This is a genomic window from Exiguobacterium sp. s63, from assembly GCF_018617335.1.
Lineage (GTDB): Bacteria > Bacillota > Bacilli > Exiguobacteriales > Exiguobacteriaceae > Exiguobacterium.
Window position 1 is genome coordinate 1,102,783 of sequence record NZ_JACSKB010000001.1, and the last position, 14,427, is coordinate 1,117,209.

15 protein-coding genes are annotated in these 14,427 nt (G+C 47.8%); 2 read left to right on the top strand and 13 right to left on the bottom strand.

Annotated elements, in window-relative coordinates:
• Positions 1-55: 55 nt before the first annotated feature.
• The 8 genes from KNO90_RS05525 to KNO90_RS05560 all read right to left on the bottom strand — a co-directional run bounded on the left by KNO90_RS05525 (position 56) and on the right by KNO90_RS05560 (position 7,659).
• On the bottom strand, positions 56-2,182 hold the full coding sequence (locus tag KNO90_RS05525; protein ID WP_215113185.1) for a (Fe-S)-binding protein: 2,127 nt from the start codon (positions 2,180-2,182) through the stop codon (positions 56-58).
• 92 nt (positions 2,183-2,274) lie between these two features.
• A complete protein-coding gene (locus KNO90_RS05530) occupies positions 2,275-2,991 on the bottom strand; it encodes a hypothetical protein (protein ID WP_215113186.1) in 717 nt (238 codons plus the stop codon).
• 7 nt (positions 2,992-2,998) lie between these two features.
• A complete protein-coding gene (locus KNO90_RS05535; protein ID WP_215113187.1) occupies positions 2,999-3,517 on the bottom strand; it encodes a GNAT family N-acetyltransferase in 519 nt (172 codons plus the stop codon).
• 167 nt (positions 3,518-3,684) lie between these two features.
• Complete coding sequence (locus KNO90_RS05540; RefSeq protein ID WP_214742134.1) at positions 3,685-4,113, bottom strand: hypothetical protein; 429 nt, start codon at positions 4,111-4,113, stop codon at positions 3,685-3,687.
• Positions 4,110-4,529, bottom strand: a complete 420-nt coding sequence (locus KNO90_RS05545; protein WP_214742135.1) for a YwiB family protein — start codon at positions 4,527-4,529, stop codon at positions 4,110-4,112. Before KNO90_RS05545 ends, KNO90_RS05540 begins: the two co-directional genes overlap by 4 nt.
• Before the next feature lie 51 nt (positions 4,530-4,580).
• Positions 4,581-5,141 (bottom strand): GNAT family N-acetyltransferase, encoded by a 561-nt coding sequence (locus KNO90_RS05550; RefSeq protein WP_215113188.1) that lies wholly within the window; start codon positions 5,139-5,141, stop codon positions 4,581-4,583.
• A 34-nt stretch (positions 5,142-5,175) separates the two neighbouring features.
• Positions 5,176-5,838 carry a Type 1 glutamine amidotransferase-like domain-containing protein gene (locus KNO90_RS05555; protein WP_214742137.1) on the bottom strand — a complete coding sequence of 221 codons (663 nt, stop codon included), beginning with the start codon at positions 5,836-5,838 and terminating at the stop codon, positions 5,176-5,178.
• 117 nt (positions 5,839-5,955) lie between these two features.
• Positions 5,956-7,659: a glycoside hydrolase family 13 protein gene (locus tag KNO90_RS05560; RefSeq protein ID WP_215113189.1), complete on the bottom strand. Its 1,704-nt coding sequence runs from the start codon at positions 7,657-7,659 to the stop codon at positions 5,956-5,958.
• A 213-nt stretch (positions 7,660-7,872) separates the two neighbouring features.
• Here KNO90_RS05560 and KNO90_RS05565 point away from each other — a divergent pair, with 213 nt between their 5' ends.
• Both KNO90_RS05565 and KNO90_RS05570 read left to right on the top strand, forming a co-directional pair.
• On the top strand, positions 7,873-8,337 hold the full coding sequence (locus tag KNO90_RS05565; protein ID WP_215113190.1) for a GNAT family N-acetyltransferase: 465 nt from the start codon (positions 7,873-7,875) through the stop codon (positions 8,335-8,337).
• Between the two features lie 47 nt (positions 8,338-8,384).
• Complete coding sequence (locus tag KNO90_RS05570) at positions 8,385-9,149, top strand: MerR family transcriptional regulator (protein WP_214742140.1); 765 nt, start codon at positions 8,385-8,387, stop codon at positions 9,147-9,149.
• Positions 9,150-9,158: 9 nt separating this feature from the next.
• Here the strand turns inward: KNO90_RS05570 and KNO90_RS05575 are convergent, their stop codons facing one another.
• Genes KNO90_RS05575 through KNO90_RS05595 form a run of 5 tightly spaced genes read right to left on the bottom strand, consistent with a single transcriptional unit; the run spans position 9,159 to position 14,419 of the window.
• Entirely contained in the window at positions 9,159-9,809 is a 651-nt protein-coding gene (locus tag KNO90_RS05575) for a hypothetical protein (RefSeq protein ID WP_214742141.1), read from the bottom strand.
• 4 nt (positions 9,810-9,813) lie between these two features.
• Positions 9,814-10,563: a hypothetical protein gene (locus tag KNO90_RS05580; protein ID WP_214742142.1), complete on the bottom strand. Its 750-nt coding sequence runs from the start codon at positions 10,561-10,563 to the stop codon at positions 9,814-9,816.
• 33 nt (positions 10,564-10,596) lie between these two features.
• Positions 10,597-11,727, bottom strand: a complete 1,131-nt coding sequence (locus KNO90_RS05585) for a glycosyltransferase family 4 protein (RefSeq protein ID WP_214742143.1) — start codon at positions 11,725-11,727, stop codon at positions 10,597-10,599.
• The gene (locus tag KNO90_RS05590) at positions 11,715-13,040 is read right to left on the bottom strand and encodes a nucleotide sugar dehydrogenase (RefSeq protein WP_214742144.1); all 1,326 of its coding nucleotides are present in this window, start codon (positions 13,038-13,040) and stop codon (positions 11,715-11,717) included. The genes KNO90_RS05585 and KNO90_RS05590 overlap by 13 nt, the downstream gene beginning before the upstream one ends.
• A gap of 26 nt (positions 13,041-13,066) precedes the next feature.
• Entirely contained in the window at positions 13,067-14,419 is a 1,353-nt protein-coding gene (locus KNO90_RS05595) for a phenylacetate--CoA ligase family protein (RefSeq protein ID WP_214742145.1), read from the bottom strand.
• Positions 14,420-14,427 lie beyond the last annotated feature (8 nt).

Consider the following 14,427-nt stretch of genomic DNA (forward strand, 5'->3'; position numbering starts at 1 on the left):
CCGTTGCACGTACAAAAAAACAAGGCATGAGATTGATTCATGCCTTGTTTATCTATTATTGTACAACTGGTTCTGGAATCTCGATGGCTTTCAGCGAACGATCGAGCAATTCGACGACATCGAACGTGCCGACGGTCTCATCGACTTCTTTCGCTTTCGTTCCATCAGACAACATCGTCAAACAGTACGGACATGCCGAACCGATGACGGTCGGTTTCGTTTCAAGAAGTTGTTCCGTCCGAGCCACGTTGACACGTGTCCCGACTTTTTCTTCTTGCCACATGAGACCACCACCGGCTCCACAGCACATACCGTTTTCACGGTTACGTGTTGCTTCGACGAGTTCGACACCCGGGATGCGTTCGAGGACAAATCGTGGTGCGTCGTAAATGCCATTGTAACGACCGAGGTAACATGAGTCGTGATAGACGACACGTTCGTTCACTTGAAGATCCGGCTGAATCCGACCCGTATCGAGCAACTCGGCGAGTAATTCGGTATGGTGATACACTTTCACGTCAGTCAAACCGAAGTCCGGATACTCATTTTTGAAGGTGTTGTACGCGTGCGGGTCGACCGTGACGATTTTTGTCACGCCATACTTCTCAAAGAGTTTAATGTTCGCTTCGGCGAGTTCTTGGAAGAGTAACTCGTTTCCGATTCGGCGTGGAGTATCCCCTGAGTTTTTCTCTTCGTTTCCGAGAATGGCGAAGGAGACACCCGCCTTGTTCAACACGCTCGCAAAGCTCTGCGCGACTTTTTGGCTACGGCTATCGTAAGAGCCCATCGCGCCGACCCAGAAGAGATACTCAAATTCTTCTCCCGCTTTTTTCTTCTCTTTCGCCGTCGGGATGACGAGCTCTGTGTCCTTACGCCAGTTCTCGCGTTCTTTCCGGTTCATTCCCCACGGGTTTCCTTGACGCTCGATATTAGCGACCGTGCGCTGCGCTTCTGGGTCCATTTTCCCTTCCATCATGACGAGGTAACGACGAAGGTCGATGATTTTATCGACGTGCTCGTTCATGACCGGACATTGGTCTTCACAGTTCCGGCATGTTGTACACGCCCAGATTTCTTCTTCCGTGATGACGTTACCGATCAATTCGTCTGCAACGAGCATATGTCCATCTTGCGCCGCTGCTGCAATTTCAGCACCTTGCGTGTTTTGGAACATGAGTGCCGGTGCCCACGGTGATTTTCTCGTGACCGCCGCACCCTTCATATTCATATGGTCACGAAGCTTGACGATCAAGTCCATCGGCGACAACATCTTCCCAGTTCCGGTTGCCGGACATACATTCGTACAACGTCCGCACTCGACACATGCGTATAAGTCGACGAGCTGCTTCTGGTTAAAGTCTTCAATCTTGTTGACCCCGAAGACGATCTCTTCATCCGACTCTTCCGCTTCTTCCATCGCTGAAAAATCAACAGGTGCCAAGCGACCGACTTTGTGTGTGCGGCCGAGCCAAACGTTGAGCGTGCCGGCGATCAAGTGCGCGTGTTTCCCTTGTGGAATGTAGACCATGAAGCTGAGTAAGAATAAGAGGTGCATCCACCAAAAGACAACAAATAAGGCGAAAGCGACCGAACCTGGTACCCAAGAGAATACAGACCCGATGAGTGTCGCGACCGGTTCACCCCACATCGGAAGCTCTTCCTTATAGACGAGGTAAAACCCGTTCCCAAATAAGACGGAAACCATCAACCCACCGATGAAGATGAGGGCGAGACCTGCTAAGAAGTTTCGCTTCAAGCGTACGAGCTTCTCGACGTAACGACGGTAGAATCCCCAAACAACCGCGACGAGAATCATAAGCATGACGATTTCTTGCATGAATGTAAAGATTGGATAAAGTGGACCGAGCGGAATGTGTGGGAAGCGCGTTCCGACCGCTAGTCCTTTCCAAATAAAATCAATCGCCCCGAATTGGACGAGGATGAAGCCATAAAACATCATGACGTGAATGGCGCCACTCTTTTTATCCTTCAACAATTTCTTTTGACCGAACACGTTGATCATGACCTGTTCAAGTCGTTCTTTGTTCGTTTGGCTCCATTCTGCTTTCTTCCCGAGCTTGATGAACGTATAGCGCTGATGAACCAGCGTAGCAAATAAATATACACCATAGCCGAGGACGAGCAAGAATAGAATCCAGTTGACCATTAAAAATATAGACATCCCCAAAACTCCCCCTTATGAAAACGGATTCAATCTTGAATTCAGTATATCAAATGATGAATGAACAGTCATTCATTTTTGTGAAGTTCTCGTTAGAAGTTTAGAAGATGTTTTAAGATGAGCAATAATCCCCCATAACTGCACACGGCCAATACGAATGTGCGGAAGTGCAGATTTCGATCTGACGGGAGTTCAAACTTTACGATATTGAGAATCATCGCTCCGGCCACGAAGGCAAAACAGAGTGCTTCGACGTGCGCGGGCAAGTCAACCCAGCGTGAAAAGAACCCACCGAGCAAAATCCCGCCGCTCAACAAATAGCGTCCTTGTCGCATGTAACGTTCTCCATAGTGCCGGTTCAAGTCATGTCCGAGCGCCAAAAAGTGGACACCGAGCGCCGTCGCATAGAAGCTTCTCGCAACGAACGTCACCGAGTCCGCCGTCACCACATACGCTGAAAATGTCATGTATGCCGTGAGGAGTGTCACCTGTAGCCAATACGAAACGGCCCGATCGACCGCTTCATCTTGAAAGTGAGGCGTTCGAACGAACCGCATCGTACCGTAGAACACCGTGAATCCGATGAGACTGACGATGTAGATCTCTGAAGGTAAGGCCAGATTCAGCCAATCGACGCGAAGCGTGTCCTGGCGTTTGTTCAGCGACGGCAAAAGATACATGAAGAAGTACGTGATGGCGATCCCGCTCGAGAATGAGAACCATTTCTTAGAAGGAACGGTCTCTTCCCGGAACAAATAAATGCCGAAGAAGTTAATCAGCGCCAAATAGATGATAATCCAGTTCGCCATCTTGTCTTCACCCTCTCAAGTCAATCCAAAACCGCTCGACAATCGTCCCGTCTTCTTCCATATACGGTGTGTCCGCGACACCCCCGTTGTTTAAAATGACTTGACGGGAAGCGACGTTTGTCCGGTTACACGTGATGAGTGCACGCTCAATGCCAAGTTCTTTTACTTTCTCGAGCGCAAGTTGCAGTTGGATGGTAGCGAGTCCGCGCCCGCGCGCACTCGGTTTCACCCCGTACCCGACATGCCCGCCAATCTTCAAAAGTGATTCATTCAACTCGTGACGAATGTTCGCCGCCCCGAGAAGCTCTTCCCCGTCCGTGAGCCAATACGTTGTGCTCGGGACCCAACCTTCCTCTACGTTCTCACGTAATTCTTTCTGACGTAACGTGTTGACGTATGCCTCAAAGTCCGTCGTTTCACGGTCCACCGAAGTCGGGACGATTCGCTCATCGCGTTCATACCATTCCTCTAAAAATGCGAGAATCTGTTCTTTTTGTTCGACAGACGTCTTGATTAGTCTCAACATCCCATTTCCCCCTTTATTCCTTTCCATTCGCGTTCTCTAAATTGATTTCCTTGTTCCTTCATCTTAGGGAACGCACACGCCAATTAAAATAGACGTTCGGAATGAATTGTGTCCCCTTTCAACCATAAAAAAAGCGCCATCTTGTTCAGATGACACTTTCGCTATGCTTACTCTTCGAGTCCGAGACGTTGCGGCATATGTGGCGCGAGTTGTCTCGCTTCCTCTAACCGTCCCGCTTCGACGAGCGTATGGAAATGTAAAAACTGTTCGTGTGATGCATCGCTGATGGCAGCCAAATAATCGACGTACCGATCGTAAACCGCTTTGTCTTCTGGGCGTGCCTCGATGAGTGCGATATACAGGCGAACCGTATCTTCTCCGTAAAGAAGCGGGAACTCATCATTCAATTGAAGCAGTTTATCGATTGAATTGACATCGACCCCGTTCTCCTGGTCATAATGGGCAATCACTTGTTCGGCATGATCTTCAAGACGACCGCGCCACTCTTCATACTCTTCTTCGTTCGTTTCGAGCATCTCAAACCAGTCTTCATTTAACATTTCTTCAATCTTGTTTACGCGTTCTGTAAAGTTCATACGTCCTCTCCTCCTTCAAATGTCCATGCGACATGTACCTCATATATCCCTACATCTTCTTCGTTCATGGATAATTCATATACGAACGTACATGATTCTTCGGACACATCGAGTCGCGATGTCGTCGTCGCCATCGTCATCGACATATATGGATTCTTGTATAAGCTTTGCGTGAAGCGACCTTCGATGAAGGAGTGATTCATCTCGATCGGTCCTTTGCAGATGAGTGCCAATCGTTCCGGCGTATACTTGATTGTCGTCGGGACCGGTCCGTCCTCTTGTTGTTGGTCAAACATGAGAATAAATCCCGTCTTCAATGGATAATATAAGCCGTCAGCCGAAAGTTCGATCGCCTCCGGCATGTCACTCATCCGTGTTGTTTGCTGGACACGCACGCGAAGTGGTTCAATCGCCATGCTCATCCCCCTTTCCGTCAACTCATCGTACCATATTTAGCAGGAATCGTTCTATCGACGGTGCTTCGTTTTCACATAGACAAGATGGTCTACCCACTCATCGTTCTCATAGATGAACCCATCTCTCGTGCATTCGTATGTCATCCCGACACGCTCCGCAAGTAACACCGATGCCCCATTGTCTAGGTTGATATGTGCTTCGATCCGTTGGAAGGATAACTCATCGAATGCGATCTCCATCGCTAGGTCGACCGCTTCTTTTCCATATCCGTGACCCCAGTGTTGATTATGAATCGTATATCCAATCCTTCCCCAATGAAACCCATCTCGCGCCAAGGTAGAGAAGTCTACCATGCCAAGGTGCGCCCCGTCTTCAATCCGAAAGATGGCAAAGATATAGGCACGGTCCTCATGCGCAAGCGATTGATGCGTATCGACTAGTTGATCAAACCAAACAGATGTACAGTCGCTCATATCTAATTTCCCAGGATCGTACACGTGTTGCGAAACACGACGGTACGTAAAGCCGCCTAACCATGCGTCATAATCCTGCTTCTCTAACGGTCGTAAGATGATTCGATTCGTTTTTCGTTGATGAGTAAATCGGTTCAATCTCTCATGTCCCCTTCCTATTGCTTATACACATTCAGAAAAACTTTTTCCAATTCCCTTCTGAAATCACATCGACCTTCCCATCCTTCACACGAATCGCCGTCTCGTCGTCAATCGCATAAGCTGGTGCTTGTAATGTCTCCGCCCAATCCGCTGCATGACGTGATGTGTTCCCCGGTAACATTTCATGGTCTAGGTGCGGAAAAATCGAGAAGTCGACAAACCCTAACGTCTCATCGCTCTGCTCATCGGATGAACGCCATCCGACAAATTCCTCCCCGATTCGTGGGGTCATCACCATGCTCCCCGCACTCAATCCGACGTAAACTCCATTCCAAGAAGGGAGTAACGCCGCCACCCCGGACTGTTCCATCCAATGATGTAAAAAGAGCGGGTCGCCACCGTTCACTAACAGGACGTCGGCCTGTTCAAACGCCGGTCTCCACACCGATTCATCAATGCTCGGAAGCGCGCTCAGTTCGAGCACCCCAACCGACTTCCAACCTAACTCACACATCGGTGTCGAGAAATCCCCATTGAAAAAGTTCCATGCGTGTTTCGTTCCCCCGTTCAGTGCATAAATGGCTGTCGGTATACAGAGCGCCTCACACTCCTCAATCGGTTTACCCAATAGTTCCAGAAGCGCTCGTTTGATGCTTTCGTTCTTAATGCCTGCTGACGTCAATAATAGTCTCATCTATAACTCCTCCTTTTTCATCTATATAAGGAGTTCGCATGAGTCGCCGTCATCCCCTCTATTCACAACAAAAGGCCGTAGACAAATTCTCGCCTACGACCTTCCAGTCATGAAAAATTAGCTGATTTTATACACGCGACCTTCGAACGGTTTCAAGTGAAGGAGCGACGATTCCGCATCACCTTCAACCGGCATGTTGCTCAAGACGACATCTTGCGCACGAAGCGGTTGACCCATATCGAACATCGTCTCTTTCGCCGTCAAGTTCGTGACGACGAGGTACTGCGTGTCACCGAGTGTACGCGTATACGCATAGACTTCCGGGTGATCTGGCAAGACGACATCGTATGACCCGTAGACAAACGTTTCATCATCTTTACGAAGTTGAATCATCTCTTTATAGAAGTTAAAGATGGAGTCCTCATCTTCAAGCTGTGATTCGACGTTGATATCCGTATAGTTCGGATTGATACCAACCCACGGCTTCTCCGCGAACGTGAAGCCAGCGTTTGGAGCATCACTCCACTGCATCGGTGTGCGGGTGTTGTCGCGTGACGAGTTCCATGTGATGCGCATCATCTCGTCATGGCTCTTCCCTTGCTCGACACCGATATAGTAGCGGTTGCGTGTCGCAATATCATCATATTGGTCGATTGAATCGAATTTGACGTTCGTCATCCCGATTTCTTGACCTTGATAGATGAATGGTGTTCCTTGCATGAGGAAATACATCATCGCAATCGACTTCGCGCTCTCTTTCCAGTAACGCTCATCGTCTCCCCATTTCGAGACCGTACGTGTCTGGTCATGGTTTTCGACATAAAGGGCGTTCCATCCATCGGCCTCAAGTCCTTTTTGCCATTTCGTCAACACGTTCTTCAAACGGACGACATCTAGTTTCGAATCGGCATCCTCACTCCAAAGGTCCATGTGTTCGAATTGGAAGACCATGTTCATCTTCCCTTCTTTTTCGCCGACCCAAAGGTGCGCATCGTCAGGTGATACACCGTTTGCTTCACCGACCGTCATGATGTCATGCTTATTGAACGTCTCGTCACGAAGCTCTTCTAAGTAGTCGTGAATTCCGTCCACGTTCATGTGCATCTCGAATGACGGTACAAAGTCGAGGTCGTTCGGGTTCGGCAAATCGGCGAACGTCGGATTCTTGCGTATATGACTGATCGCATCGACACGGAACCCGTCGATTCCTTTTTCGAGCCACCAGTTGATCATGTCGTATACGGCTGTACGCATCTCTGGATTTTCCCAGTTGAGGTCCGGCTGTTTCTTCGAGAAGACGTGCAGGTAGTATTGCTCCGTCGCTTCATCGAATTCCCAAGCCGAACCCCCAAAAATGGATTCCCAGTTATTCGGCTTCGATCCGTCCGGTTTCCCGTCGCGCCAAATGTACCAGTCACGTTTCGGATTGTCTTTTGAGCTCTTCGATTCAATGAACCAAGGGTGCTCATCAGACGTATGGTTGACGACAAGGTCGAGCAACAGTTTCATACCGCGCTGATGCACCTCGTCCAATAAGCGGTCGAAGTCTTCCATCGTACCGAATTCATCCATGATGTCTTGGTAGTCACTAATGTCATACCCATTATCATCGTTTGGCGATTTGTACATCGGGCAAATCCAGATGACGTCAATGCCAAGGTCTTTCAAATAGTCGAGCTTATCAATGATTCCTTGAATATCTCCAATTCCGTCTCCGTTCGCGTCATAAAAACTGCGCGGATAAATCTGATAGGCGACGGCTTCTTTCCACCAGTTGCGTTTAAGCGTTTGTGTTTGTTGTTCTCGTTGTAAAAGTTGCATGTGATCTAGATACTCCTTGTCCCAAAACTCACTGCTCATCATTTATACTTATCTTATTCGTGCTGTGAACTTTATATCATTAGCGCAATCGTTTGCACGATGCAATAAATTTATCTTACCAAAAAACATTCGATGATACAAAGATGTTTCATCAGCATACTCAACGTGTACCCTACACGATTTTGAAAAGAAATGAAAGCGAGGTGCCTCATCATGTTTCGAATCGCTACACTTGATGATTTTTCAGCCATCGACCAATTGATTGTAAAGAAAGCGAAAGAATTTCAGGCAGCCGGGAAGTCACAATGGGTCAAATACCTAGAGCCGAGTCGCTCGGATTATGTTCGTCACGACTTGATGAAAGGGACGGTGTTTGTATACGAACGAAATCAGCAAGTGGTTGGTGCAGTCAGTCTCATCCCACCGACCGATTGGGACCATAATCTATGGAATGACGTGGACGGTGCCGTCTACTTACATCGACTCGTCACGGATTCAAGCGCGAAAGGTGAACGCATCGGGGAACGTTTGATGCAACATGCCTTAGCAAACACGGCTACGACCGTTCGGTTGGACTGTGTCGCGGACAACGCCTTCTTGAATAACTACTATCCTCAGTTCGGCTTCCGCTATATCGGTGAACGAAACGGATTCTCATTATTTGAAAAACAGGCTTGACCTTGACGCGACGTCAACCTTTACGCTTTGACTAAGGAGGTGAAGGGATGTATTCAATTCAGCAACTTGCATCACTCGCCGGAACGACAACACGAACGCTTCGGCATTATGACGCAATCGGTCTTCTCGTTGCGAGTCGCGACGTTAACGGCTATCGGCGTTATTCTTCGAGCGATGCGGAACGGTTGCAACTCATTTTACTCTATCGCACGCTCGATGTTCCCCTCGATCAAATCGGGGAATTGCTTGATTCGACGACGTTCAACCGGATTGATGTATTGAGCGAGCATATCGAGGCGTTGCGACAGAAAGCCGCCTATTTCGCGCAGCTCGCCGAGACGGCAGAAGCGACCCTCACCTCACTCAAAGGAGGGATTCCGATGGATGACAAATCATTGTTTGACGGATTGTCTTATGAGGAGATTCAAGCTCATGAGGCGAAGCATCAAGATGAGGTACAAGAGCGTTGGGGAGACAGTACAGCATACAAAACCGCGCAAGGTCGGGCATCGGCACGTTCCAAAGAAGACTGGGAACGAATCAACCAAATGCAACTCGATTTAATTGCGCCACTCGTCGATTTATATCGCGAACACGTCGCTATCGAAGATGAACGAGTCCAATCGATTGTCAAAGACAATCATCGCTTCATCGACACGTACTTTTACGACTGTTCTCTCGACATGTTCAGTGGACTCGGACAGATGTATGTGGCGGATGAGCGATTCACGGCATTTTATGATCGCTTTGAGCCAGGACTCGCTGTGTATTATAACGAGGCCATCCAATTCTATTGTATCGCTAACAGCTAAGTCCAAGCCTCAGGCTTGGACTTTTTGTCGTCGCTCGGTGTCTTGCTGCGACCCTTTCTGAAGTTGTTCCCATAACATCGGCAAACCCGTTGCTAAGTAGATATAAGGGAATGTGGAAAAATTGTCTGACCCGCCTGTGTACAATACCTCGCTCGTAAGAGGAATCCACCCCTTCTTCGTCCACTGACAAATTTGAATTTCTTTTCTTGACGTGTAGGTATGAAACCCCCAATATGCATGTCTTTGGCTTTCTGCCAGGGTCGGAGTAAGTTTTAAAATGGGACAACTCATTTCCTGCAAAAAGCGTTCATCCAGATCAGTCGTTTCGTGTAAGATGATCACATCGGGTTGCAGGTGTCGAATGACATGTTCCGCTTTTTGGTCGTTCAAAGAAACGACACGTGTCATTCGTTGTTCCGGGATGGACTGTTCCTCGAAAGGATATCGTGTTTTTAACTCCTCAATCCGTTCTTTGCTAAATAAACGCATCATTGGGGTCATGAGGTGCATATACGACTGTTGTAAAAGTTCTTTCCACGTTGTGACGTACGTCGGAGCAGGGCCATCTTCCATGACCACGTGCGTGACACCTAAATCACGAACCGCTTGATAAACAAAGGGTGAACTCCAGTGGTCTCCCATACACAACACCATTCGCATCTCCTCATCTCCCCCCACTCTGATTTGCAGTTTGTCGCATTTCTGAGACGGCCACATCAAACGAACCAAACATTTGTTGAATGTCCTTTAAGGTTGGGCGGTTCCCCTGCTCTTTTTGCCATACTTCATATCCCCATGGCGAGAGTGATGTCAATTGTGTATCCGCCTCATGTAGCGCATCCATCATTTGTTTCTCTGTGAACAGTTCTCGCGTGGAGATCCCGATCTCATCTAACGCTTGGGACCATGAACCAAAACGTCGCACCACTTTCGTGATACTCGGTCGTTGATGTTGTTTCGCCCATCTCGCATAGGCGGTCGAGGTAAACGGATGCACTTCTTCATTGGCATCTAGTAGCGCCTGAATGATTTCACATTTTTGATCGATTGAAATGATGCTCTTTAAATTCGCTTCAATCAACGCCACTTTCCATGAACCGAATTGAATGACGACCTCTGTCAGCGTTGGAGCATGGTTCGTCATCGCCCACTTTCGGTAATCTGCGCTATTGAAGGTATCATGTTCTTTCGCCGCCTCACGGAGCATTTGAATCATTTCTTTCTTTGTAAAACGCGATGTTTGTTGTTCTAGCCCCGCCAGCCGCAAGACGTTTGTCCACGACCCGTACATTTCTAACAACTCGATCACCGTGACACCGCCGTGGATTCGCTGCCATTTCTGATACATGTAAATGGTGAGGCGACCGTCCGAAGAAGCCTCTTTTAAATGATCAATCAGTTGTTGCTCTCCCATGTCGCCTCCCCCTTACGTAATCGAAGTATCGGCTCATCCTACTTCACGACTACTGATTTGTGCGAACAGATGAAGCTGGCGACTCAAAATCTTAGTCTCGTCAAATTTTTCTTCCACCACTTCACGCCCGCGCCGTCCGAACGAATCACACTGATCCGGGTGTTCAATGAACCAGCGCATCGCCAACGCCAAGGCGTCCGGCCGACCGACCGGGACAAGAAATCCGGTCTCTCCATCCGTCACTTCTTCTCGACAGCCACGGATATCTGTCGCGATCACCGGTAATCCGGATGCCATGGCCTCAAGAATAGAACGCGGTAATCCTTCTCGGTAAGAGGGGAGTAAAAAGACATCGTGTGCCGCAAATAACGAAGGGGTATCCCGAACAAATCCGGCATAGTGAATCTGTGGATTTTTTGCTAAATGTGCCTCTACTTGTTTCGCCGTCTCTTGGTCACGTTCGCTCGTCATCAATTCTCCGGCGATGGTCAAAGTCGCATTCGGATAATGTTCCGTCAGTTCATCAAATGCTTGGAGCAAATCCAAAATCCCTTTTTCTTGAACGAGACGCCCTACAAACAGGAATTTTAGACTGTCGGGGGAAATGAATTTTTCCGTTGGATAAAAGCGCGTCAAATCAATCCCGTTGCCAAGATGCATCAATCGTTCATCTTGTTTAAAGTGTCTCGTTTTGGCGAGTGAGTAATCTTCTTCGCTTTGGAGTAATAACCAATCGGTCGCCAATGCCGCAAGTGACTTCTCTAACCAAAAGACGAGTTCGTATGCGATTCGTCCCATCCGTTCGTGGAAATAGAACCCGTGCGCGGTATAGAGGATATGAGGTGTCCTGGCAATCCGGGCCGCAACTCGCCCTAACGCTGCAGCGACCGGTGTGTGAACATGGATCGCATCATATTTTTCACGACGCAATAGCCTGACCAGTTCTTGAATGGTTTGTAAGTTTCGACGAGGACTAAATTTCCGATCGATCGGAAGCGTATGAATGACCCATCCTTCTTCTCGAAGTCGATCTGTCCGATCTCCATAAGCACACGCAACGTCCACTTCATGCCCTTCCGCTTTTAATGACTCAATGAGGGGTCGCAGCAACACATCCGCTGTCATGTCGACTGCACAAAATTGAAGGATTTTTAGAGGCGCCATAAGTGCACCTCCTCCGGCTTCATCGCACGATCGAGCATGCCTTTCAAGTCAATGACGATTCCTCGTCCGAGCTTCAACTGACGCTCTGCAATCTTCCAGCCTTCTTGCACGAACTCATCATGAGAGACAGCATAGATGACGACATCCGCTGGTTTTAAGTCACAGTATGATTTAACCTCAATCCCATACTCTCGACGTACCTCTTCCGGATCGACGAGCGGGTCGCACACTTGCACCTCTAAACCAAACTCTTCAACCTCTCGAATCAATGACGCGACTTTCGAGTTTCGAATATCACTCACGTTTTCTTTGAAGGACATACCCATCACCGTGACACGAGATCCAAGGATGGCCATATTTTGACTGATCATTGTTTTGATGAGCGATGTAGCAACGAAACGACCCATCGTCTCATTGATTCGGCGTCCTGCTAAAATCACTTCCGGATGATAGCCGAGCATTTCCGATTTCATCGTCAAGTAGAATGGATCGACACCGATACAATGGCCTCCTACAAGACCAGGTCGGAAGTTAAGAAAGTTCCACTTTGTTCCCGCTGCCTCTAACACTTCAAGTGTATCGATGTTCATCCGATCAAAGATAATGGCTAATTCATTCATCAACGCAATGTTCAAATCACGTTGCGTATTCTCGATGACTTTCGCTGCTTCGGCTACTTTAATCGAGGAGGCGCGATGAACCCCAGCGTCGACCACTGTCTCATAAACAGCTGCCACCACATCTAATGTTTCTTCATCTTCCGCTGCCACGACTTTTTTAATCGTCCGGAACGTATGCTCACGATCCCCTGGATTGATTCGTTCAGGAGAATAGCCGACTTTAAAATCAATCCCAGCTCGGAGACCTGATGTTTTTTCAAGTAATGGGACACATTCTTCTTCTGTCAATCCTGGATAGACTGTTGATTCATAGACGACGATTGTACCTGGTCGTAAATGGGATCCGACGGCACGAGTCGCGCTACAGATCGGACCTAAATCCGGTTGATTTTGATCGTTGATCGGCGTCGGCACGGCTACGATAATAAAATCCGCTTCTTCTAGTTTTGCGACATCTGTCGTATATAAAACGGCTGCCTGCTCAAGGTCGACCGATTCCACTTCGCGTGTACTATCCAAATGAAGATTCAGTTCATTAATCCGTGTTTCATTGATATCTACTCCGATAACATCGCCTACACCGCCTAATGCTACGGCGACAGGTAATCCGACATATCCTAGCCCAACAACAGCAACGTGACGATTGGCAATGGTTTTTCGTGTTGTCCGTGATTCTGAGATGAGTTTATCCATGTCCATCTGCCTCCTAAGACTCGGAATTATGCAGGTTTATCAATCACAATGATTTTTCCATTCGGTCCCCGTGGAATCGACTGTACGGGGGTCAAGGTAATCACAACTTCATTCCCGAACAAAAGTTCCAATTCACGTTTCATTATTTCTTCGTGTTCCGGTTTAAAACGTTCAAGATCTGGAACATACTTCAGTTCAATATGATTCACATCAGTTTGACAATATTGTGTTTGAATGACTGAATTAGGTAGAACTCTAACAACGGTCGTCAAATCCCCTTCATAAATTTTTCGTTGATCCGGGGTAACCACGTAATTGCTTTCACGTCCCTCAATCGAGGTGACATACGTTCCACCTTGCCCACATGTGCATGTTCCTTCCCCGATTTTCATTCGATCTCCAATCCGGTAACGAATGAGCGGGGTTCCATGCGTCGTAAAACTCGTCACAAGGATCTCTCCATCCTCTCCGTAAGGTTCAATCACGCCCGTTTCATGATGCAAATGCATATTCCCATGAGAGCATTCCGTTAAGATCGGAGCTCCTTCGGATGAGGCGTATTGGTCAAAGACCGGGGCTTGGAATGCCTCTTCTAACAACGCTCTACCTTGAGGTGTAATCGTTTCGGATGTTGGAAAGATGGCGAGTAACTGGAACTCAAGTTGAATCTGATTTTCTTTAATGTATTTCGCCAGTTCAATCATGGCAGATGGCGCACTATCTAAGACGACCGGTTTAAATGCATTTAAGGCGGCGACGTAATGCGGGATGGTTTCCGGCTTAATATGATAGAGCGAAAGTAACAATTGATGGAGCGGACGATTGTAGCGCCAAAATATCGGCTTTTCCTGGTTTGGATCACAAATTTTTCTTCCTGTAAAACTGGCACGCTTCATCCCTTTTCGAAAACCATGCTGCGCTTTAAAGAAATCCACGTGAGCCATTCTTTTCTGGTAGTCTTCTTTTGTGAAATGAACCTGTAAAGAGGCCCCTGTCGTTCCCCCGGTCCGTCCTAAAATATCTGTTTTAATATTGGAGTGAATGTCCGGGGTTTTTCGTACCGTTTCTTTCTCTAGCACCGGAATACGTTTTAAATCTTCCATCGAATTCAAAGGGAGCGTAATATCATTCTCTTTAAACAATCGTTGATAGTACGTATTGTGTGTCTCGCAAAATTGAAGAAACGAATTGAGCCGTTTCAATTGATCTGCTTCAACGACTTCTCTTTCTTTCGACCGATTAGCTAACATGACCAACTCATTCGCATACGTCCGACCATATCGTTCCTGCCATAACTTCATTCCATACAATGATGTCATCCACTGTTGTACCGAAATTGGTGATTTCATGTATAGATCACGTAGTGCAATCCCTGCCATGGTGTCGT

Bases quoted from the DNA above. Each gene is read 5' to 3' on its own strand.
- KNO90_RS05585 (WP_214742143.1), bottom strand. From the start codon at position 11,727: ATGGCGCCTCTAAAAATCCTTCAATTTTGTGCAGTCGACATGACAGCG.
- KNO90_RS05575 (WP_214742141.1), bottom strand. From the start codon at position 9,809: ATGCGAATGGTGTTGTGTATGGGAGACCACTGGAGTTCACCCTTTGTT.
- KNO90_RS05570 (WP_214742140.1), top strand. From the start codon at position 8,385: ATGTATTCAATTCAGCAACTTGCATCACTCGCCGGAACGACAACACGA.
- KNO90_RS05560 (WP_215113189.1), bottom strand. From the start codon at position 7,659: ATGCAACTTTTACAACGAGAACAACAAACACAAACGCTTAAACGCAAC.
- KNO90_RS05565 (WP_215113190.1), top strand. From the start codon at position 7,873: ATGTTTCGAATCGCTACACTTGATGATTTTTCAGCCATCGACCAATTG.
- KNO90_RS05580 (WP_214742142.1), bottom strand. From the start codon at position 10,563: ATGGGAGAGCAACAACTGATTGATCATTTAAAAGAGGCTTCTTCGGAC.
- KNO90_RS05595 (WP_214742145.1), bottom strand. From the start codon at position 14,419: ATGGCAGGGATTGCACTACGTGATCTATACATGAAATCACCAATTTCG.
- KNO90_RS05590 (WP_214742144.1), bottom strand. From the start codon at position 13,040: ATGGATAAACTCATCTCAGAATCACGGACAACACGAAAAACCATTGCC.
- KNO90_RS05525 (WP_215113185.1), bottom strand. From the start codon at position 2,182: ATGTCTATATTTTTAATGGTCAACTGGATTCTATTCTTGCTCGTCCTC.
- KNO90_RS05530 (WP_215113186.1), bottom strand. From the start codon at position 2,991: ATGGCGAACTGGATTATCATCTATTTGGCGCTGATTAACTTCTTCGGC.
- KNO90_RS05540 (WP_214742134.1), bottom strand. From the start codon at position 4,113: ATGAACTTTACAGAACGCGTAAACAAGATTGAAGAAATGTTAAATGAA.
- KNO90_RS05555 (WP_214742137.1), bottom strand. From the start codon at position 5,838: ATGAGACTATTATTGACGTCAGCAGGCATTAAGAACGAAAGCATCAAA.
- KNO90_RS05535 (WP_215113187.1), bottom strand. From the start codon at position 3,517: ATGTTGAGACTAATCAAGACGTCTGTCGAACAAAAAGAACAGATTCTC.
- KNO90_RS05545 (WP_214742135.1), bottom strand. From the start codon at position 4,529: ATGGCGATTGAACCACTTCGCGTGCGTGTCCAGCAAACAACACGGATG.